Origin of the sequence: Posidoniimonas polymericola (assembly GCF_007859935.1) — a bacterium.
GTDB lineage: Bacteria > Planctomycetota > Planctomycetia > Pirellulales > Lacipirellulaceae > Posidoniimonas > Posidoniimonas polymericola.
The window spans coordinates 13600-33724 of the sequence record NZ_SJPO01000019.1; the positions used below are offsets into that span (position 1 = coordinate 13600).

17 protein-coding genes and 1 pseudogene are annotated in these 20125 nt (G+C 67.0%); 8 read left to right on the forward strand and 10 right to left on the reverse strand.

What is annotated here, in order from left to right; genetic code table 11:
- The first annotated feature begins 46 nt into the window (after positions 1–46).
- From flhF to Pla123a_RS24085, 6 genes are all read left to right on the forward strand, one after another.
- Complete coding sequence (flhF, locus tag Pla123a_RS24060) at positions 47–1225, forward strand: flagellar biosynthesis protein FlhF (protein WP_146591848.1); 1179 nt, start codon at positions 47–49, stop codon at positions 1223–1225.
- The gene (locus Pla123a_RS24065) at positions 1222–2073 is read left to right on the forward strand and encodes a MinD/ParA family ATP-binding protein (protein WP_146591850.1); all 852 of its coding nucleotides are present in this window, start codon (positions 1222–1224) and stop codon (positions 2071–2073) included. The genes flhF and Pla123a_RS24065 overlap by 4 nt, the downstream gene beginning before the upstream one ends.
- Before the next feature lie 173 nt (positions 2074–2246).
- A complete protein-coding gene (locus Pla123a_RS24070; protein ID WP_146591852.1) occupies positions 2247–2483 on the forward strand; it encodes a hypothetical protein in 237 nt (78 codons plus the stop codon).
- 200 nt (positions 2484–2683) lie between these two features.
- Positions 2684–3445, forward strand: coding sequence for a FliA/WhiG family RNA polymerase sigma factor (locus Pla123a_RS24075; protein WP_146591935.1), 762 nt, complete (start codon positions 2684–2686; stop codon positions 3443–3445).
- A 243-nt stretch (positions 3446–3688) separates the two neighbouring features.
- Complete coding sequence (locus Pla123a_RS24080) at positions 3689–4669, forward strand: HD-GYP domain-containing protein (RefSeq protein ID WP_146591854.1); 981 nt, start codon at positions 3689–3691, stop codon at positions 4667–4669.
- Entirely contained in the window at positions 4639–5073 is a 435-nt protein-coding gene (locus Pla123a_RS24085; protein ID WP_146591856.1) for a PilZ domain-containing protein, read from the forward strand. Before Pla123a_RS24080 ends, Pla123a_RS24085 begins: the two co-directional genes overlap by 31 nt.
- Before the next feature lie 28 nt (positions 5074–5101).
- Here the strand turns inward: Pla123a_RS24085 and Pla123a_RS24090 are convergent, their stop codons facing one another.
- Both Pla123a_RS24090 and Pla123a_RS25450 read right to left on the reverse strand, forming a co-directional pair.
- Complete coding sequence (locus tag Pla123a_RS24090; RefSeq protein ID WP_146591858.1) at positions 5102–5644, reverse strand: hypothetical protein; 543 nt, start codon at positions 5642–5644, stop codon at positions 5102–5104.
- A gap of 450 nt (positions 5645–6094) precedes the next feature.
- A pseudogene (locus Pla123a_RS25450) lies at positions 6095–6307 on the reverse strand (type II secretion system protein); the annotation flags it as partial.
- A 317-nt stretch (positions 6308–6624) separates the two neighbouring features.
- Between Pla123a_RS25450 and Pla123a_RS24100 the strand changes: the two are divergent.
- Positions 6625–6807 (forward strand): hypothetical protein, encoded by a 183-nt coding sequence (locus Pla123a_RS24100; protein WP_146591862.1) that lies wholly within the window; start codon positions 6625–6627, stop codon positions 6805–6807.
- 42 nt (positions 6808–6849) lie between these two features.
- On the opposite strand, the gene Pla123a_RS24105 is transcribed toward Pla123a_RS24100, so the two are convergent.
- Positions 6850–7590, reverse strand: coding sequence for a dioxygenase family protein (locus Pla123a_RS24105; protein ID WP_146591864.1), 741 nt, complete (start codon positions 7588–7590; stop codon positions 6850–6852).
- Positions 7591–7728: 138 nt separating this feature from the next.
- A complete protein-coding gene (locus tag Pla123a_RS24110; protein WP_197528257.1) occupies positions 7729–9570 on the reverse strand; it encodes an outer membrane protein assembly factor BamB family protein in 1842 nt (613 codons plus the stop codon).
- Between the two features lie 342 nt (positions 9571–9912).
- On the opposite strand from Pla123a_RS24110, the gene Pla123a_RS24115 reads away from it, so the two are divergent.
- On the forward strand, positions 9913–10521 hold the full coding sequence (locus Pla123a_RS24115) for a nitroreductase family protein (protein ID WP_146591868.1): 609 nt from the start codon (positions 9913–9915) through the stop codon (positions 10519–10521).
- A 1760-nt stretch (positions 10522–12281) separates the two neighbouring features.
- On the opposite strand, the gene Pla123a_RS24120 is transcribed toward Pla123a_RS24115, so the two are convergent.
- The 6 genes from Pla123a_RS24120 to Pla123a_RS24145 form a co-directional block, all read right to left on the reverse strand.
- Positions 12282–13313, reverse strand: a complete 1032-nt coding sequence (locus tag Pla123a_RS24120; protein ID WP_146591870.1) for a DUF1559 domain-containing protein — start codon at positions 13311–13313, stop codon at positions 12282–12284.
- Between the two features lie 3 nt (positions 13314–13316).
- On the reverse strand, positions 13317–14495 hold the full coding sequence (locus tag Pla123a_RS24125) for a dockerin type I domain-containing protein (protein WP_146591872.1): 1179 nt from the start codon (positions 14493–14495) through the stop codon (positions 13317–13319).
- Between the two features lie 1116 nt (positions 14496–15611).
- Entirely contained in the window at positions 15612–16802 is a 1191-nt protein-coding gene (locus Pla123a_RS24130; RefSeq protein WP_197528258.1) for a sulfotransferase family protein, read from the reverse strand.
- 154 nt (positions 16803–16956) lie between these two features.
- Positions 16957–18348, reverse strand: coding sequence for a hypothetical protein (locus tag Pla123a_RS24135; protein WP_146591876.1), 1392 nt, complete (start codon positions 18346–18348; stop codon positions 16957–16959).
- A 20-nt stretch (positions 18349–18368) separates the two neighbouring features.
- Complete coding sequence (locus Pla123a_RS24140; RefSeq protein ID WP_146591878.1) at positions 18369–19241, reverse strand: hypothetical protein; 873 nt, start codon at positions 19239–19241, stop codon at positions 18369–18371.
- Positions 19242–19285: 44 nt separating this feature from the next.
- On the reverse strand, positions 19286–20017 hold the full coding sequence (locus Pla123a_RS24145; RefSeq protein ID WP_146591880.1) for a hypothetical protein: 732 nt from the start codon (positions 20015–20017) through the stop codon (positions 19286–19288).
- Positions 20018–20125 lie beyond the last annotated feature (108 nt).

The following is a 20125-nucleotide window of genomic DNA, read 5'->3' on the forward strand; positions in this document are numbered from 1 at the left end:
GAACCGACTGTTCGCGTCCCATCGCCGTTAGCCATCCCCCACTAGCATGTCGTCCATCAAAACCTACCGAGCGAAGAACCTCCGCGACGCGCTCGACCTGATCCGGGCCGACCTCGGACCCGAGGCGTCGGTGCTGCACACCCGCGAGGTGCGCCGCGGCCTGCTGGGGCGGATGCTGCACGGCGCGCAGATCGAGGTGGCGGCCTCGACGACCGTCGACGTGCCGAGCCGGTTTGCCCCCGAGGCGGTGGCGCCCGAGCCGGCCGCCCAGCAGCGTGAGCCGCAGCCGCCCTCGCTGCTCGACGTCGACTACCGCGCCCGCTACCGCGAGGCCGTGCGGCTGCAGTCATCGCCGGAGCTCGACGAGCTGGGCGCCCGCATCAAGCAGCTGTACTCCGACTCGGGCTCGGACGCCGCTTCGAGCCGCGACATGCCGGACGCCTGCTTCCACGCGTTCACCGACCTGATCGAGGCGGGCGTCGACGAGACCACCTGCCGCGCCCTGCTGGAGGAGGCCCGCCGCGGCGTTCCCGACGCCCAGGCGCACGACTTCCACGCGTTGTGGGGCGGCATCGAGCGGCTGGTCGCCGACCAGCTGCCGACCACCGGCGGCATCCGCTTGGCCGAGGGCGAGCGCCGCATCGTCGCGTTGGTCGGCCCGACCGGCGTCGGCAAGACCACCACCATCGCCAAGCTGGCGGCCAACTTCCGCCTCCGCGAGCACCGCCGCGTCGGGCTCGTGACGGTCGACACCTACCGCGTCGCGGCGGTCGAGCAGCTACGCACCTACGCCGACATCATCGACCTGCCGATGGAGGTGGTCGGCACGCCCCGCGAGATGCGCGAGGCAATCGGCCGGCTGTCGGACCTCGACCTGGTGCTGGTCGACACCGCCGGCCGCAGCCCGCGCGACGAGGTCAAGATCCAGGAACTCAAGTCGATGCTTGGCGAGGCCCGCCCGCACGAGGTGTGCCTGGTCCTGAGCTGCACGTCGGGCGAGCAGAACCTGAAGGTCACCGCGGACAAGTTCGCGCCCGCCGGCGTGACCTCGATGATCTACACCAAGCTCGACGAGGCGACCAGCCTCGGCCACCTGCTGCCGGTCACCCGTTCGCACGGCCTGCCGGTCAGCTACCTGACCGACGGTCAGAACGTGCCGGACGACATCCAGATCGCGAGGTCGTCTGACCTCGCCCACCGCCTGTTCGAGGCGCCCGCCCAATGAATCAGCAAGCGAGGCTCTCGCAGGATCAGGCGGTCGCGTTGCGGCAGCTGGTCCGCGCCGCGCGGGTCGCGGCCGGGCAGCCGGTCGACGCGCCGATCGCCGGCGGCCGCACCGGCGGCGGGCGGATGATCGTCGTGGCCGGCGCGAAGGGCGGCGTCGGCGCCACGACCGTGTCGCTGATGCTGGCGCGGGCGTTGGCCGAGAGCGGCGAGCCGACCCTGCTGGTCGACGCCAACCTCCGCCAGGCCGACCTGGCCCAGCTGACGCAGGCGCCGACGAGCGGCCGCCCTGACCTGGCCGACGTGCTGTCCGGCTCGTGCCGCACGGCCGAGGCGCGGATCGATCTAGGAAACAACCTTTCGCTGCTGCCGGGCGCCTGGGCGCCGGCCGCCCAACCCGACGCCAACGCCGACGCGGTCGGCCGCTGGCTCGAGGACCTGGCGGGCGCCGTGAGCGGCGGCGAGCACTGCGTGCTGGACGTCGGCGTGGGGATGAAGCCGTGGACCGAGCCGCTGTGGCGCCGCGCCTGCCGCGTGGCGCTGGTCACCACGCCCGACAAGCTGTCGGTGCTCGACGCCTACGCGGCGGCCAAGCTGGCCCGTGGCGAGGGGGTCGACACCGAGGCCGGCCTGCTGGTCAACCGGGCGACCGACGCGCCGGCGGCGCAGGGCGTCCACCGGCGGGTCGAACAGACCTGCCAGCGGTTCCTCGGCGCCGCGATGCCGATGCTCGGCTGGGCCCCGGACGACCCCCGCTGTGCGATCGACCCGATGTCGGCCTCGACACGCTACGCCAGGACCTGGACCCACGCCCTGATTGCCCCCGGCTCCGCCGCCCGCGCCGCGTGAGTGGGCCCGTGCCGGAAGCGACAACCCCTGCGAAAAGAATCCACGACGAATTGTGATGAAGACTCAAGCGACCCACGCCGGCAGACCGATAAAGTGTGAAGAGCCATTGCCGCGCCCTGGTGCGTTAAAATGGCTCGGCTGCATCGAGTTTAACGCCAGCAGAGACCAGATTCATGGCACGGGACTTCGCCGGATACTTGGGGAGCCTGGGCATGATTGTCGCGCTGATGCGCGGCGCCATGCACGGGGGCGGGATCGATGGGACGATCCTCCAAGCGGTGGCGAGCCTGGCGTCGTTTGCTGTGGTGGGCGCCGTGATCGGCGCGATCGCAGAGACGGTCGTGGACGAGTCGGTGAGGACTCAACTCGAGAAGCAACTGGCCGAAGTGGAATCCGCTGAGGCCAACTGACAGGCATCGACTCTCACACCCTCGGCCCCGGGCCGGCGGTGATACAACTAGACGCCCCGGCTTGGCCGGGGCACGCGTCGCACGGATCGCGACGCGGATAGCTTATCATGGAGGATTGCATGGCAACGACGTTCGCCAAAGCCTACGACGCAGAGACCCTCGACGCACGCCAGGCCGCCAAGGAGGCCCGCCGAGCCGAGATGCTGATTGTCTGGAAGGCGTACAAGGAGAACCCCGACAGCAAAGCTATCCGCAACCAGCTGGTCGAGGAGTACCTGCCCCTGGTCAAGTACAACGGCGAGCGGATCTGGAGCCGCCTGCCGGACGGCGTCGAGCTGGACGACCTGATCTCCGCCGGCGTGTTCGGCCTGATGGACGCCATCAACGCCTTCGACCTCGAGCGCGGCGTCAAGTTCGAGACCTACTGCGTGCCCCGCATCCGCGGCGCCATGCTCGACGAGCTCCGCAGCATGGACTGGGTCCCAAGGCTCGTCCGCAGCAAGGCCAGCAAGCTCAACGAGGCGGTCAAGAAGCTCGAGGCCAAGTACGGCCGCTCGCCGACCGAGATCGAGCTGTCCGAGCACATGGGACTGTCGGTCCAGGAGCTCGAGAAGATGGTCACCGAGGCCAACGCGGTCAACCTGATCAGCCTCAACAAGAAGTGGTACGAGACCGACAGCTACAAGGACGTCCGCGAGATCGACATCCTCGAGGACAAGAAGGGCGAGGACCCGACCCGCCGCGTGCAGAAGTCGGACCTCATGCGGCTGGTCACCAAGGGCCTGAACCGCAACGAACGGCTGATCATCATCCTCTACTACTACGAGGAGCTGACGATGAAGGAGATCGGCGCCACGCTCGACCTCTCCGAGAGCCGCGTCAGCCAGATGCACTCGGCCATCGTCCAGCGGCTGCAGGGCCAGCTGGGACGCCGCCGCCCCGAGTTCGGCGCCGCCGGCTGATCCGGCCCCGCGACCACGCGAGCACCCACCACGCCCCCCGTCGCCGGACGGGGGGCGTTTTTCGTTTGCGCCGGTTGTAACGGCCCGGCGCGCGATGCCGGGACCCTCTAAGCTGCAAGGTCGGCGCCGGCCGATCCGCCCTTGGGGCGTGATGATGCAAACTGCCTGCTTGGCGCTCGACGGGTTGCCGCGGTGTCCTAGACTCCTAGGAGACTCACCGCTATCCAGCCCGGAGCCCGGGGAATGCCCTCGCTCACTGCCAAACCATCGACGCCCGCCACGCCGAGCGGCTACTGCGCCCTGTCCTCGGGGCTGCTGCAGCTCTCGGAGAAGGCGTTGGCGTCCTACTACTGCCTGCCGGATAGCGGCACGACCCCCCAGCTGCTCTGCTCGCGCGGGGCGACCCCGTCGGCCGACGCGATGGCCCGGCTCCGCGAGCAGGGCTACGGCCGGGTGCTGATCACCGAGAAGGAATTCCCGGCGCTGAGTGAGCGCCTCGTTGGCAAGACCGGCGCGATCCTCACCGACACGCGGCTCTCCCAGGCCGAGCGGTTCTCGATGCTGCTCGCCGCCCGATCCAACGAGGCCGAAACAGTGCAGCGGCTGCTCAAGCCGATCCGGTTGGTTGGGCTCGCCAAGCAGGCCGCCGAGGACATCTTCGAGCTGCTGCACGCCGGACGGGTGGCGCCAGCGGAGCTGTTCCACGCCCCGCGGTTTGGTTCGCGGTGGCTGATCCACGGCGCCAACGTGGCCTGCTACAGCGTGCTGCTGGGGATCGCGACCGGGATTCAGGACCAGGAGGACCTGCGGCGGCTGGCGATCGCGGCCATGCTGCACGACCTCGGGCAACGCTGCGACGGCGACAAGGAGTACGCCAAGCTGACCCGCGAGGAGAAGCAGGACGCCCACGACTCGCACCCCCAGCGCGGCTTCGAGGAACTGCTCGGCGACTCGGACCTCGACCGACGGCAGCTGATGGTTGTTTACCAGCACCACGAGTCGCTCGATGGCGGCGGCTTCCCGGTCGGCGTTCTCCAGGACGAGATCGCCCCCTGGGCGATGATGGTGCGGGTGGTCGACGAGTTCGACGAACTTACCACTGTAGAACCCGGTAGGGCGAAGCCGAACCCCGAGACGGCCTTTCGCAAGCTGCGCGAGCGGGCGGGCAAAGACCTGAACACGGAGATGCTGCGATGCTGGATGCAGGTAATGAGCAAGGCGTAATCGACAAGCTGTGGTCGGTCGCCGCTACCCACGCCATGGTGCCGGCGCAGGACCGCCGCTCCTGGCAGAACAACGCCGCCACACCAACCCGCTTCGACTCGCGGCGGACTTTCGGGCGCTACACCTACGGCCGCCGCGCGATCCTGCTCTTGGATGGCCGCACGCTGGGCGTGTACCTCAATGACGTCTCGCGGGAGGGCGTCGGGTTCTTCTCGCCGGTGCAGCTCTTCCCCGGTCACGCCTACACGCTGGTGATGCCGGGACCAACCAAAGTGCAGGTCGACATCCGCCGCTGCCGTCGGGTTGGTGAAGAGAGCTACCGCTGCGGCGGCAGGTTCGTCGAGGGCGAGTACCTGCCGCCCGAAGAGGCAGGCGAGCCCGCGGAAGGCGGCGGCGGGATCTAGCCGGCGGCCCAATCGGCGTGGCCAGCGCTCAGCGGCCGCGCCAGCCGCGACCCTCGAATGGCTTGAGGCCACGTTCGGCGCGGCGCTCGTTGATCATCCGCGTCATCTGCTGCATGGTTGATCGCATCTCCGGGGTGGTCCGGTCGAGCCGCGACTTGCGGCGCTCGTCGCGTTGGGCGTCGGTCATCTGGCCGCGGTCGCCGCGGGGCGGGCTGTCGGATCTCCGCGTTTCCCACTCGCGGCGGCGCTGCTCCGACTCGTCGATCATCTGGTCGAGCTCGCGGTTTCGTTCGGCCCTGGGCATCGCCTGCAGCTCGTACAGCCGGGTTTGCATGCCGGCCATCCGGCCCTGCATCATCGGTTCGAACAGCTGCCTGCGCTGCTCGTCGCTTAGGTCACGGATCCGGTCGCGGAAGGCGTCGCGGTCCTGCTCGGAGAGCTGCTCGCGGTTCTCAAACTGCTGACGCAGTTCGGCGACCTCCGCGTCTTCTCCGCCGAACAGGCCAAGCATCCACGCCGCCAGCAACAGCAGCACCAACACGGCGGCTGCGCCGCCCTGCTTCTTGTTCATCAACACGCTCCCTGTGCGAGGTTAGTCGGCCACGATCAGGCCGTCGACGTGACCGTCGAGGTAGAGGAAATTGCGCGAGCCGTCCTGCCCCGGGGTCCCGTGGAACGACTCGTAGTCGAACACAATCCAGACGTCGTGCGTGCCGCGGGTCTCGCCGCGGCGGGTCTGCAGCACCTGCTGGCGGGTCTTCCCCTCCAGGCGGAACGACGGGTACTCGTAGCTCAGCCCCTCGTTCGCGTAGTAGGGGTCGCCGTTGGAGTAGGGCTGACCGTCGGGGCGGACGTAGCCGTCGTAGGCCAGGCGGTCCTCGTTGTACTTAAGCGGGCCGTAGTCACCGGGGCAACGGTACATCCCCTGGTTCGACTCGCCGTACTCGGCCAGCACCTTGAAGATCGGCCACGTGCTCGGGTCGGCCTCGTCGAGCGGCGTCGCCGAGGGGAGGATGGCGGCCGCGGGGAACTTGCCGCGTTCGCCCTGCCGGTCGAGGTACTGGGTCAGCGCCAGGCCAACCTGGCGGAGGTGCGACTTGCACTCGGTCCGCCGCGCTGCCCCCCGCGCCGCCTGCACGGCTGGCAAGAGCAACGCCAGCAGCACGCCCACGATGCTGATCACCACAAGCAACTCAACGAGGGTAAACCCCCGCACGCCATGACGCAGTTGCATTGCAGACTCCTTGCGCGGCCGCGTTGGACGTCGGCCGCGCGTCGGCTGCAACGCCGACGGCCAACCAACATTGTTTGACAATCGTTCAAACACCGACACGGCGCGCGGGTGGCGAAAGTTTTTTGGCTTCGCCCGTCCGCGAACTCGGCCTGCTAGCAGGTGGCTCTCAATCGCAGCGAGCCGGTGCGTGGGCGGCAGAGTATCCCGCAGCGTAGGGCAGCTTACTAAGCACGAGCAGACGCGATGCCGATGATCTGCCATAGTCCCGCCCTGCGACGCGGCAGCCAACCTTACCCCACCCTCAGGCGCTACGAACCATGCCCAAGACCACTCTCAAGCTGCTGGCCCTGATGCTGATGTCAACCGCTTGCCTGGCCGCGACCGGCTGCCACCTCATGCCGGGACGCTCGCACTCGAGCGACGACGCGGGCTCCATGGGCGCGTGCAGCGGCGGCGGCTATCGCAGTGGCGGCGCGTGCTCGATCGGCGCAGCGATGTAGGCTCACCGCTCGGCGGCGGGGTGGCCCGCTGCGCTGCCCGGACTAGCGGTTGAACTGCGGCCTGGCGACCACGCCGGGGAACTTGCCCTCTCCGTTCTCGGCCGGCGTGCGGCCGAGCACCAAGTCGCACTCGGCAGAAAGCTCGCCGAGCTGCGACCCCTCGATCGGGCGGAAGTCGACCACCACGCTGTCACGCTGGGCGTCGGACAGGCCGCGGAGGATGCCGTCCCGTTGGTTCTGCGGCTCGCCCTTGACAAAGAACTGCGTCGTTAGCACGCGATGACCATTCTGGCTCACCGCTACGTGGATGTGGGGCGTGCGGCCAGGGTACGGGACCGGCTTGATCGTGCGGAAGTAGTAGCGGCCCTGGGAGTCGGTCAGGAAGCGGCCGTACCCCTGGAAGTTCTTGTCGCGGGCGCCCGCGCCGTTGGAGCCCGAGTGCAGGTAGACGCCGTGGTTGTCGACCTGCCAGATCTCGATCACCGCGTTGCGGAGCGGCTCACCCGCCGGGCTCAGTGCGCGGCCCGACAGGTGCGTGATCGCCCCGACCGCGTGGTCGATGGCGTCGTTGACGATGAGGAGGTCGTTGTCGGTGTCGAGCGGCAGGCTGTCGGGGTAGAACGGCCCCTCGGTCATCCGCGGTGTGGCGAGCAGGTCGGCCAACGCCCCACTCGGCAGCCCCGCCAGGCCGGCAGCGGCGGCGCCTATGCGGGCCGTGTTCCGCAGGAACAGGCGGCGAGAGAGCTCAAAACGGTGGGACAACTCGGATGCGTGGTGGTCCATCATCAAGGCCTTGTGGTGAGCGGCTGACGGAAACGTCGGCCGGGAGTAAACCCCGCGGGCGGCGCCAGGGGCCGACGGTTTAGGAGAGATTTCGTGCTCGGCGTGTCCCCACGTCAAACGGAAAACTCACCGGCGATTCTACTCCAGTTCCGCGGTACGCGTCCGCGTTGCGGCAATCTCTACCGCGGGGAGCTCGTAGCACGCCATCTCGACGCCGTTGCGGACGAACAGCCGGCCGTGCGCCAGCACCGGGTGGTTCCAGGTTTTTCCCTCGAGCACCTGCATGCGGCTGAGTTCCCGCGGGCCCTCGGGCGAGGGCGCCATCAGCACCAGCTCGCCGGTGTGCTCGGTCATAACCAACAGCGCGTCAGACTTCTCCGCCAGCACCACCTGGCCGCAGCCAAACTGTGTCTGCCGACGCGTCCGCTTCGGCCAGGCGAGCTCGCCGGTGCTGGCGTTGACGCAGGTGAAGAACTTGTCGTCGAAGCCGTACAGGTAGCCGTCGTGCAGCAGGAAGTCGTTGAAGTAGGGCCGCAGCACGCGGCTCTGCCAGAGCGTCTCGGTCGACCAGCGGCCCTCGTCGTGCGCGACCCGGATGCCGTGGGCGCCGTACCCGTAGCCGCTGGCCAGCACCAAGGTCTGCTCGTCGACCACCACCGGCTGGGCGATGCGGGGGAACTCGCCGGTGCTCCACTCATAGAACCACAGCCGCTCGCCGGTCGCCGGGGCGAGCGACTCCAGACCGGCATTCGAGGTGCACAGCAGCTGTGGCGCGCCGTGCAGCTCGACGAGCATAGGCGTGCAGTAGGAGTGGTCGCCGACGCCGGCGGTCCAAACCGGCTCGCCGGTCTCGCTGTCGTAGGCGACGACTGCCTGACCTGTGGGGTCGGCGTCGCCCGGCGGGTTTCCCGCGTAGACCACCACCAGGGCCGACTCGCCGTGGGGAACGATCAACGGGCTGCTGGCGAATCCCCACTCAGGGGGCGCGTCGCGCGGCAGGTCGTCGGTCAGGCTCCGCTGCCACGCGACCGCGCCGGTGGCCGCGTCCATCCGCGTCACGGCGCCGGCCGCCCCGCACGAGTAGACAGCGCCGGCGGAGAAGCTGGGCGTCGCGAGCGGCCCGGGGCCGGACTCGACCTTGTAGAACCGCGCCGGGGTCGTGGCGGACCAGGCCTCGTCGCCGGTGTTGCCGTTGTAGCAGACGGTCGCCTCGAGCTCGCCGCGCTGCTCCTGCGTGTAGACCCGGTCGCCGATCACTGCGAAGGACGACCAGCCGGGGCCCACGCGCCGCCGCCAGAGCTGACGCGGCGCGTGCAGCCCCCAGTCGGTGGGGAACGCCGCGCCGTGGAAGACGCTGTCTTGGTCGGGGCCGCGGAACGCGGGCCAGTCGCCCGGCGAGAGCGAGACCTGCTGGTCGGTCCCCGGGGTGGCAGCGTCGTCGCTGCGGTTTTCTTGTCGGTTGTAGCGGCGTTGCGCGAGGAAAATCTCCTCCGCGGTCGGCAGTCCCCGCCAGGACAACTGCAGCGCGAGTGTGCCGTCGCTGCCGTCGACGCGCACGCCGCTCCACACGACCACGGTCATGATCAACCACGCCAACGCTACCCAGCGGGCGGCGTTCCACGGCAGCGGCTTCGACAAGAGGAAGCCGAACGTGGTCGCCGACAACAGGCACGGGATGAGCATCGTCAGCAGCGGCATCGGCTGGCTGGCGGTGGGGTGGAACAGGAACTGCGTGCCGACCAGCAGCAACGCCGCCAAGAGCAGCAGGCCGCTCACGCGGTCGGGCCACGGCACGCGGCTCGCCAGCAGCCACCAGACAAGGTAGCCGACCGTCCCGCCGCCGAGGCCCACCATCAGCGACCACATGGTGGCCATCCCAAACGGGACGAGCGAGGTCGGCACGATGATCGAGGCCCACATCACGACCACCAGCAGCACCGCCGGCCAGACGCGAAGAGGGTTGGGGTTCGCTGCAGCCATCGCGCGACGCGTCCTTGTGTCTAGGTTAGCCCGGTGTCTTGGGAAGCCCGTGTCTGGGGAATAATCGTGCCGGGCAAGCCTGGGCCGCAGGGGATCCGGGCGGCGACCAGGGGAGGGCGGGCAGTGGCCCGATTCGGTCGCCGCCGCTATTGTACGTCCGGCACGCCGGTTTGGCACTACGAGAGCCGACCTGCTTCCCGCAGCCATCAAGAAGCTTCGCGCAACCATCGGGCCTTGCGCCGCCAGAGACCCCGGCCGACCAGCGGGAGGCCGGACCTCGAGTTTCGACGCCCGAAGCTACGGCCCATTCACCGCGCAACCATCACGCAGGAGCCCCTCACCATGGACACCCTCGATGCGATCGAGCAGCGCCGCTCTGTCAAGCAGTACGACTCCTCCGTCGAGATGCCCGAGGAGGACATCCAGCGGCTGCTGGACCTGGCCCTCCTCTCGCCCACCTCGTTCAACATCCAAAACTGGCGGTTCGTTGTGGTCCGCAACCCGGAGCAGCGGAAGCGTCTGCGGGCGGCGGCGTGGGACCAGGCCCAGGTCGAGGACGCGCAGCTGCTGCTGGTGCTGTGCGGGGACCTCAAGAGCTGGGACAAGGACCCGGCCCGCTACTGGCGCAATGCCCCCGAGGCGGCCCAGCAGCAGATCGTGCCGATGATCGGCGAATTCTACACCAACCAGGGCGAGCAGACCCAGCGCGATGAGGCAATGCGCAGCTGCGGCATCGCCGCGCAGACGCTGATGCTGGCGGCCAAGAGCATGGGCTACGACAGCTGCCCGATGATCGGTTTTGATCCGCAGCAGGTCGCCGAGCTGATCAACCTGCCCGACGACCACGCCATCGGCCTGCTGCTGGCGATCGGCAAGGCGGCCGCGCCGGCCCGGCCGCGGGGTGGGCAGCTCGACAAGGACGAGGTGGTCGTCACCGACCGCTTTGCGTGAGGTCAGTTGTTCAAGGAATGGACAAGGCCGCGGCACCAGCAAGCGAGCACTAAGGGAAGTATCCCTGCACCTCACGGACCGCCGGTGGTGCTCCCCGCTTTCGCGTCGGGCTTGTATTGAGGGAAACCTCATGGCCCCCGGCTCTGCCGGAAGTTTGAACGTACCCACTACAGCGAGCCACTGTCCGGCAGTCCGCCCTTGGCGCCCGTTTCGCCCTGGCCGCAAGCTGGTCAGCCGCGCAAATCAGCAGCGTCACCAGCCGATGCAATGCGTCAGCCGGCCGCCCGGACGCGTCGGTGTTCGACCAGGAACAGGAGGACGCAGAGTGAGCCGAGGAAGAATACGACCGAGCTGCTCCTCTGCTGTCTCTGCGATCTCCTGTTCAAATCACCTACAAGCCCTTCGTGTGGCAGCGACTCTCGCCCGCGATGAAGTCCGCCCGCCAACAGGTTCGGATCGGGCGACAGTCGGTGTCGCTTGCGACAAGAGGCGATCGATTCGCAACCGGACGTAGGCCTCAAATTGCCTCTTGTGCTGCGTGCACCAACGCGTCGACGGAATGGGCTCCGAATCGCCGAGGTTGGGCACACCGCGGGCAGTTTGGAGGTACTGCCGACCTGCCTAACGAAAGCGATAACTGGCCTTTATACAGCCAGCAAAGACAAGTGAACAAGATGAAGACAGGCTCTCCGCAACGACGGCAGCTGTATAAAGGTCCAGTTCATCGCCTGGTTAGCTGCTTTTTAGGCGGTTGCCCATGTTGAGACTACGGAATGGAACTCGGCTGGGTCGTTTGGAGTGAAGCGAACCTTCTTGAAATAGCCATGCTTCTTTGTTATTTCAACATGAGGAAATAAGTCTGCGAGGTCTAATTTGAGAGCCCAGAAAACGGAGCGAATTACTGGTGGTTTGCAAATTTTAATTTCAGTAAATTCTGATTTTGGAATAACAATGACTTTTCTGAAAAATTCAAATTCAAGTTCAATTCGGTCGCCATAGACTCGGTAGCAATTCCAAAGACTTCTGAACGAAGGTTTGGTTTCAAATAAGAGTGTGTTTTCTGGAGAACTCATTTAAAGTGCAGCTAACAATAAATGGACAGAAACAAATCTGCCTAACCCATTAAGCAGTCGGCTCCATTGTCGTCGCAACACCAGCCGCCTACAAGGTTTGCGAACTCGACGGGGGGAGAATCGACGAGATAGACAGAACTTAACGCGTTGCCAGCGAAAGGGGACCTGAAAGTACGTGGAGAAGCTTCATCCAGCTGCAGCTGAAGAGGCTTTCCTACCGCGTTTTCACACTCATTTAACCTGCCGAGGTTGTCACAACCTCGGTCAGATTTGTGACCCCCGCAACTGCACAGGACTCATCGTCCTTTGCAGTGTATCAAAGTCTTATCGTCTCGCCGGGCCACGTGGTTTCAGGAACTGCGTCTGGGTGGCGGGCGCCAGTTGTGGTCCCGGCCGCAGCTGCAGCCGGCTCGGTCCTATTGATCGCTGCGCCGCCAATGGACCGAGGCCGACCAATGGAAGGCCGGCTTCCGTGCGAGCAGTCTCAACGTGGCGGGGTCATTCGCCGCGCAGTCGTGTATAAGGGACGTCTGGGCGGCCACAACTGTCGACCGTTTTGTTGTAGAGATGAGCCGGCAGGCGCGGTCTAACTAGCAGGGTACAGGAGCACCGTTTTGCCAGGACAGACCCACGGCTGGCGCCGTGGGCTGGGGCGTTGCTGCGCCGGGTGCGGAGCGGAAGAGGGCGTCAGGGGAGATCATCCCCATGAATGGTCGCCATCGCCCGCCAGACTCGGAGCTCGACGTGGTCCGCCACAAAACGGACGCTGCCGTCGGCGTAGGCGGCGTTGACTCCGCTGGGGTGCTGGCTGCGTGCGGCCCGCCAGCCGAACGGAGTGAAACGCTGTTGATCGTTGCCCGCTAGCAGCACCCCCATACAGTCTGGCGTTGATGCGTTCGGCGCGTCGTGGTGGTTGTACAGGCCGCAGCGGAATTCTCCGTTGGCCCATGAGAAGCCGCGCGGATCCTTGTAATTCCAGGTTTCGCTAGACCTGCAACCGGCGGTGGTGAGCGGCGCCTGGAACATCATCTTGTAGTCGTACCGAGGATCCATGGTGGTTTGGCCCGGCACGCCTAAGGTGCTTTCTGAGAACAGGATTGTCTTGGCCAGGCCGTCGGTGATCTCTGCGGGGCGGGTCCTACTGTTGACGCCAAACGGGCCATCGACCGTCCGGGGCGTGCCCGAAACTCCCCCGGTGCCGGTGCTTGCCGCGTAGTTCGTCGGGCCGAACTGGGGGTGGATGCTTGCGCTGATATCCGAAGGGCAGAGGAACTCCGGCACGAGCTGGCGAACCGCCGAGACATTCTCGTCGGTCACCTCCGCGTTGATGTTCTTGTAGAGCGGCCTGGAGAGGTCGAGCGCGTCGTAAAGTGGACCGCCCTCGAGGTAGGGCAGCAATTGGGCGAGCGCCGACCACCGGTAAAATGTCCACTCACTGATTGTCAGGTCGCGCGGGGGCGGCTTGGCGACCGTGCCCGCCGGCAGTCCCCCCACGGCCGCCAGATGATTCTGCGCGGCCAGGCCGACCTGCCTAAGATTGCTGGCGCAGGCGCCTCGGCGGGACGCCTCGCGGGCCATCTGCACCGCGGGCAGGAGCAGCCCGATCAGCACTCCGATAATCGCGATAACCACCAGCAACTCGACCAGCGTGAACGCGCGGCTCGCGTCGTTTGAGCGGTGCTGCACGGCGGCTCTGGCGATGGTTGGTAGCGGGGCCATAGGCTACCTGCGGCGGTGGAACAAGCCTCCCAGCACTGCCGTCGGTAGCAGCACTGCGGCGGCGGGCTCTGGGGTGACAGCGGTGAAGGTCTGCTCGACGATGACGGCGTTGTCACGCCACACTGTGTAGTCGGCCGCGTCGATTTGGCCGTCACCGTTGCCATCGGCGTTACTGAACGGTGTGACGCGGGCGCCGTACGACTGTCGCCACAACGCGTAGTCGGCGGCGTCGACGGCGCCGTCACGGTTGTAGTCGCCCGTAGTCTCGACAACGCCTGGCACGAGCACCATCGAGCCGATGGGCGAAAGGTCCGAGGCCAGCCTGCCAAGGAACGCCCCCGAGGCGTCGTAGCGAAGCAGCTCGCCAAAGTTCTTGGGGCCGCCGCTGTAAATCGACGTAACGCCGAGCGTCGAGACTAGCAGTTCGCCCGACGGCATGTGAACCAGGTCCGACACATAGTGGATCCCGCCCTGATCGCCCGGCAGGTTGTCTTCGGGGTCGTAGTCAAGAGGGGCGGGCACACTGAACTCGGTCGTGTAGGCCCCCTGGTCGGAGAACTTAACTACGCGGTTGCTGATGAGGTCGGCGACCCAGAAGCTGTCGTCTTCGTTGACCAGTAGATTGGTGGGCGAGAAGAGGAAGCTTGCCTCTTCTGGGACCAGCTTCGTCACCGCGGGTTCGACGCCCGCGTAGACGGCGTTCTCGTTGGGATTGGCGTCCATCTCGATGACAAAACTAGTTGAGAGCAGTGTGCCGTCGCTTTGGAAACCGAGCCCTCCCGCCCCACGCAGTCCGGTCACCGCGTCGGTGCGGCTGCCGTCGGTCACGTCGTAGCGGTAGACCTTGGTCCCCGCGTTGTCCGCCACGTACAGGTAGCCATCGGGGCCAAAGTGCAACCCGCCCGGCGCGGCAGTAATCTCTTCTCCGCCGGGCTCCGCCGGCGGGTAGTTCGGCAGCATCGCGAACACCCCGTCGCCGATCGGGGCGCCGGTCTGCAGGTCGTACTGCAGGATCTGACCAGCGAACCGGCTTGACACGTACAGCACCCCTGACCCGTCAACCGCCACTCCAGAAACTGGGCCAAACGCGTTAGGGCTGGCCGCTGCTACGCCCCAGCCTGGGATCGGCGCGCCGGTCAGCTCGTCAAACCTGGCGATGGTTCCCTCTTGAGACTGGGCCAAGAGAATGTCAGCGGATGCAATCGAACAGTTCAAGCAGGACAACAAACAAGTCGCCATTAGACGCCACGATCCAACTGGCACGAGCCACCTCTACTTCGTCAATGGGTGCAAACATTCTGGGCGGGGGCCGGCGACTTGGGCCGGGGGGCGCCGCACGATTGCGGCTGGTGAGGCCCCGAATATAACACACCACGAGGATCGGATGTTACGCAAAATATCGGGGTTTTATTCGTGTTCTTAACGCCCCGGCTTGGAATGCTCATCTGCCGGCTCGTAGCCGAAGCACTGAAATAAAACGCCCAGCGGCGGTCGATCTCGTCCTCGGCGTTCTCGGGGGTCTTCGGCCGAGTGCCATGCCTACCAGCGACAGCGGGCAGCTATGCTTTGCACGATCTGAAACTCGAACATGCTCACCCGCTATCGCGTGTGAGCATGGCGCCCCCAAGATCCTCGGCGGATTCATCGACCTGCGCAGTCTAGCAAGGTCTCATCGTCTCGCCGGGCCGCGTGGTTTCAGGAACTGCGTCTGCGTGGCGGGCGCCAGTTGTGGTCCCGGTCCCAGCTGCAGCCTGTTAAGTCTTATTGATCGCTGCGCCGCCAATGGACCGAGGCCGACCAACGGAAGGCCGGCTTCCGTGCGAGCAGTCTCAACGTGGCGGGTTCATTCGCCGCGCAGTCGTGTATAAGGGACGTCTGGGCGGCCACAACTGTCGACCGTTTTGTTGTAGAGATGGGCCGGCAGGCGCGGTCTAATTAGCAGGGTACAGGAGCACCGTTTTGCCGGGACAGACCCACGGCTGGCGCCGTGGGTCTGGGGCGTTGCTGCGCGGTCGGTGAGGTTGGCTCGCGATGGAGAGGGTGGAGCTGCGAGCGGCGGCGGCTGGGACAAAACCCCAGGGACGGACAAGACCCCGCGGTGTGCCGACCGCTGAAATTCGCGGAAACGCAGCTAAACAAGTGTGAGAAGAGAATCCCGGGGGAAGTGCGGGCCGGGGTTTTGTCCCCTTCGCTCGATTTTTCGGACTAAACGAAGGGGAGCAGATGTTGGTCGGCGATCCCACGACTGGCGCCGTAGGCTGGGAGCGAGTCAATGGAAAGCTAAGTCGCGGGGCAACGCTACCCGGTAGGGGAATCGGCCGGCGCGTAGCCGAAACGCTGGAAGTACCACGCCCAGCGGCGGTCGATCTCGTCCTTGGCGGTTTCGGGGGTCTTCAGCCGGTTGGGCTGGTAGTCCTTGAGCGACGCCACGTACTCGGCGAGGGCGGGCTGCATGGCGTCGTAGCCGGGGAGCTCGAGCGTGTCATAGATCTGCTTCACCACGCCGAGCGGGTCGGCGGCGAGCTGCTCGTAGCGGACCTCGCAGTACTGGCCGGGGGCGAGGGCGTCGGCCTGTTGGTCGTAGTGGTCGTACATCGCCTCGTAGCACTGGTGGACGTGCTCGTCGAACTCCGGGCCGTACTCGTCGCGGAGTTGGAAGCCCTGGGCCTCGTACAGGGCGCGCCAGGTCCGCTGCATCGAGGGGAACAGCGAGTAAGGGTGGCGGCTGATGTGCACGAACTTGGCGCCGGGGAACATGGTCGAGAGGAACTCGATCCGCCCGGTGTGCGGCGGCGACTTCAGCAGCAGCCGCTTGCCGTGCTTGTAGGTCAGCGCGCGGTAGAAGAAGGTGATGGCCTCAATGAACCGGCGGCGGTCGTCGCCCGTGACGTCTCGCATGGTGAGCGTGTCGAGGTGCTCGGCCGGGTCCTTGGGGAAGCCCATCCGGTAGTACATCGACGGCGCGCCCATCACGGTCAGGCCGAATTCGTCTTCCTGCGGCCGCCCCATGCCGGTGGCCATGTTGTCCATCGGCCGCTTCGAAGGGAGGAGGATGTTGAGGATCTTGCCGAGCCAGCCTTCACTCACGACGAAGTGCCAGGGGGCGAAGCACTGGTAGGTCGTGGCGTAGCCGAACTGCCGGTCGCGGATCAGCAGCTCGTGCAGGTGGGTCGTGCCGCTCCGCCAGTGGCCGATGATGAACACCGGGGGGTGCTCGATCTTGGCGTCGCGGATTTTGCGGCCGAAGAGCAGCTGCTGCAGGCCGTACAGCGACGAGTTCCACGGAGTCATCTGCCCCAGCACCAACGCCATGCCGATCCGCTGCGGGTCGATCCGGTAGCCGTGCTGGCGGAGCATGCGGAAGAAGTGCGTGAACCGCATCCCGCTCCAGATCCGCAGCGCCCACCACGGGTAGCTGTTGAAGCCTTCGGTCGGCTTGCCGCCGGCCTTGGCTGCGGGAGATGGGTTGGGCGCTTGGGGGTCGGGCATCGGGCGGGCGAGGCCCGAATCGCGAGCGCGGGATCGTGTGGGCACGGTCCACCGCTGGCGATTCGAACAACTCTCGGCAGGGGCTCCCGCGGCAGACGCGCGGGCGGCCATTGGTTGAGCGGCGCGCCTTTCGGTCGGCGGCCGCTAAGATTGGTTACTCGGACGATCCTCTATTCTGACTCGGCGGGCCATCGGTTGATACCCCGTCGAGGCCGGAGAGCCGGCTGGGGTCGACCGCGGGTTGCCGACGCGCGGCGCGCCCGAACTCGGCGTCCCGCTGGTTGGTGCGCCACACGACCAGCCAGACCAGCGCAAGCGACGCAGCAAACGCGAGACCCACGGCGACGCCCCACCCGGGGCCCGCCTGCTCCGGCGGCGCCAGCATCAGTGGGGCGCGACCCACCAGAAGCGGCGCGAGCTGACGCTTGTCCTGGCCGTCGGCGTCCTGCTGCCTGGTGCGGTAGGCCCAGCGTTTGAACGAGAACCCCGCCGCCCGCACGGGGACCTCGATCCGGTCGCCGAGCGGGAACCCATCGGGGATTTCCAACGCGCAGAACACGACCGGCAGGTTGCGCGAGTCGGCGGTGAACAGCTCGATCTCGTAGTACCGGTCGACGCCGTAGCGGGCGGAGACGCTCCGCTCGCCGGCAGCGGCGGCGGTCTCGATCGCCACGGCCCGCCGCGCGACGCCGTCCAGCACGTACAGCTCGCCCCGCTGACGCAGGGCGTCGTTGAACAGCGGCGCGATCGGGTACCGGCCCGCGGACGTGTTCTGACGCACGTCGGCGATCAACGCCCGCTCGCGTTCCGGCGCCTGGGGGTCGTCAACCCACTGCTCGGCGTAGTTCGGCAGGTTGCGGCGGGCGAAGCGGGCCAGCTGTTGCGGGCCGATTTCACGTGTGGCTGAGAGCACCTCGTAGAAGGGCGCCGACTCGATCGCCCGCAGGCGGCCGCCATCGACAAGCAGGTCGAGCGCTCCGACGTTCACGCCGAGCGAGCCGAGCACCGATTCGCCGAAGTTGATGTGCGGGTAGGCCGGCGCGGTAGGCGACCACCGCCACGCTACGGCCAGCAGCGTTTGGTCATTCACTCGCAGCCCGAGCAGCTCTGCCCGCTGCGGCAGCACGCCCGACTCACGCCACGCCCGCGGCGCCGCAGGAGCGAGCACGGTCACGGCTGAGTCGCCGTCGGCCGCTTCGATCCGCAGCCTGTCGCCGGCGTCGCTAGCGCCCGGCAGCGGCTCTACGCTGAGCACGCTCAGGTCGGCGACCACCGGGATCAGTGGTTCGGCGGAAGATGTGTTGGTGCGGGCGGCCTGCTCTTGGAGTTGGTCGGGGAACCGCCCCAGCCGGCCCGCGAGCCGCAGCAGGTCGCGGCGGTCGTCGGCGGACAGCGGCCCGTCGGTGGCCAGTCGTTCGCGCCGGTCGGCTGTCCAGCCGGACGCCTCGAGCACGACGCCCAGTGGGTCGTCGGTCGGCGGGGCCGGGGCGGTTGAGCCGGACGCGACAAGCACGCAGAGCAGCGGGATGAGCAGCAGCGGTTTCACACTCCTATGATACTCCAAACCTACCCGGCCGCCCGGCGCACGACGAAGGTCACCACCAGCAACGCCACCACGGCCGCGATCGCCGCCATCGTGAGCAGGTCACTGTTCTCGATCGGCTCGGCCGGGGCTGGCGCCTCGGGGAGCGGCGCTAAGTCGACGTTGCGGGCCAGCACTACCGGCATCGTGCCCGCCCCGGCCTGCGACTGGTACGACAGGTTCTTGAAGAACACCGCGGTGGCCGACGCCGCACGGTTGACTGGTTGGTTTATCGGCACCCCGTCGGGCGGCTCGAGCGTGTACACGGCGATGGGCCACACCTCGTCCCCCTCGGGTCGGAGAATCACGCGGTATAGTCGCTCAATGCCGAGCTCGTTCTCGGCGGGCGTCTGCGGCTCAACCCGCTGGATCGTCCCCGCGACCGGCACGGTGCGGCCGCGGTAGCCCTTTGCCTGCTCGGCGAACTGGGCGTAGGTGATCGGCGACGCCGAGAGTTTCTCAAGCGGCCCGTCGTGCGACTTGAGCTGACCCAGGATCGCGAACCAGGCGTCGGTTTCGGCGTCGAGGAACACGGCGTTGTCGCGGATGCTGTCGATTTGCGTCACGTTGAGCCACTGTCGCGTCTGCCCGAGCTCAACGCGGCGTGTATGCGGTCGGTCGGCCGGCGGCGAAGTCAGGGCGTTCAGCGGGCCGCGCGGCGTCGGCGCGGCCACTGGTTCGCCGCCGAATAGCTGCGCCAGCACCGCCCGCGAGCGTTCCGACCGCACCTGCCACGCCAGCATCGCCACTAGTCCAAGCGCGGCGACCATCACCAGCAGCCGCAGCTGCTCACGCCGCGCAAGGTAGTTGCGGGGCGGAGCCTGCTGGCGGTCGGATTGCGAGTCGAAGCGGAGCATGGTCCCTGCAGGGTACAAGAACGCCGGCAGAACGCGTAGCCCAGCTACCGTCGTTCGCGCCGCATCCCGACAGCAGCCAGCGTTAACGCCAGGCAGGCGAGCCCGGCCGGCTCGGGTGCGGCCGTGACCGCGGCGTCGGGGTGAAAGTCGGTCCCGTAGTTGTCACGCCAGATCGTGTAGTCGGCGGCGTCGACCACGCCGTCCAGGTTGCCGTCGGCGTGCCAGTCGCCCGCGCCGACCGCGCCGGTCTGGCCGTACTCCTGCAGCCAGCGGGTGTAGTCGTCGTTGTCGACGTCAAAGTCGAGGTCGAAATCGCCGTCCGGCAGCGCCTCGACCATCACCACCGCCTCAAGGTCAAGCCGGCTAACGCCCGCTGGCAGGTTGACGTTGGTGATCGTGGAGTGCCCGTACCCGTTGGCGTCGATCTCAATCCGCACATCGGCCGAGAAGGTCAGGGTCAGGTAGGAGCCGCTGATCTGCTCGTCGATCAGCACGTAGGGAACCGGCGCCACGCCCGAGTTGGTGCGGTAGTCGCCCAGTTCCCCCAGCACGCTCACCGAGCCGAGGAAGGTCGCGGCGTTGGCCTTGGTGATCTCGTAGTCGAAGCGGTAGTTGGTGAAGCCGAGGTCCACGGCCGTGGGCGAAGTCCACAGGAACGGCGTCGACGATTCGGTGATCGACTCCACGATCGTCCACGTCGCGGGGTTCTCTGCCCACACGAACGACGGCGCCAGAGTCATACCCAAGGCCAGCAGTCCGCGGCGGAGAAGAGTCATGTCACGGGCTCGCGATGAGTGCGGGAAGCGGTCCCACCCATGATACTCAGGAACTCGGATCCCAACCAGCAACGGACGCGGCCCTCGCTAGACCCTCGGCGCCGGCTG

What these genes read in the sequence shown, in the direction of transcription:
- Pla123a_RS24110 (WP_197528257.1), bottom strand. Translation starts at nt 9,570, where the DNA reads ATGGCTGCAGCGAACCCCAACCCTCTTCGCGTCTGGCCGGCGGTGCTG.
- Pla123a_RS24105 (WP_146591864.1), bottom strand. Translation starts at nt 7,590, where the DNA reads ATGGACCACCACGCATCCGAGTTGTCCCACCGTTTTGAGCTCTCTCGC.
- flhF (WP_146591848.1), top strand. Translation starts at nt 47, where the DNA reads ATGTCGTCCATCAAAACCTACCGAGCGAAGAACCTCCGCGACGCGCTC.
- Pla123a_RS24120 (WP_146591870.1), bottom strand. Translation starts at nt 13,313, where the DNA reads ATGGCCCCGCTACCAACCATCGCCAGAGCCGCCGTGCAGCACCGCTCA.
- Pla123a_RS24075 (WP_146591935.1), top strand. Translation starts at nt 2,684, where the DNA reads ATGCTGATTGTCTGGAAGGCGTACAAGGAGAACCCCGACAGCAAAGCT.
- Pla123a_RS24145 (WP_146591880.1), bottom strand. Translation starts at nt 20,017, where the DNA reads ATGACTCTTCTCCGCCGCGGACTGCTGGCCTTGGGTATGACTCTGGCG.
- Pla123a_RS24065 (WP_146591850.1), top strand. Translation starts at nt 1,222, where the DNA reads ATGAATCAGCAAGCGAGGCTCTCGCAGGATCAGGCGGTCGCGTTGCGG.
- Pla123a_RS24085 (WP_146591856.1), top strand. Translation starts at nt 4,639, where the DNA reads ATGCTGGATGCAGGTAATGAGCAAGGCGTAATCGACAAGCTGTGGTCG.
- Pla123a_RS24130 (WP_197528258.1), bottom strand. Translation starts at nt 16,802, where the DNA reads ATGCCCGACCCCCAAGCGCCCAACCCATCTCCCGCAGCCAAGGCCGGC.
- Pla123a_RS24115 (WP_146591868.1), top strand. Translation starts at nt 9,913, where the DNA reads ATGGACACCCTCGATGCGATCGAGCAGCGCCGCTCTGTCAAGCAGTAC.
- Pla123a_RS24100 (WP_146591862.1), top strand. Translation starts at nt 6,625, where the DNA reads ATGCCCAAGACCACTCTCAAGCTGCTGGCCCTGATGCTGATGTCAACC.
- Pla123a_RS24090 (WP_146591858.1), bottom strand. Translation starts at nt 5,644, where the DNA reads ATGAACAAGAAGCAGGGCGGCGCAGCCGCCGTGTTGGTGCTGCTGTTG.
- Pla123a_RS24080 (WP_146591854.1), top strand. Translation starts at nt 3,689, where the DNA reads ATGCCCTCGCTCACTGCCAAACCATCGACGCCCGCCACGCCGAGCGGC.
- Pla123a_RS24070 (WP_146591852.1), top strand. Translation starts at nt 2,247, where the DNA reads ATGGCACGGGACTTCGCCGGATACTTGGGGAGCCTGGGCATGATTGTC.
- Pla123a_RS24140 (WP_146591878.1), bottom strand. Translation starts at nt 19,241, where the DNA reads ATGCTCCGCTTCGACTCGCAATCCGACCGCCAGCAGGCTCCGCCCCGC.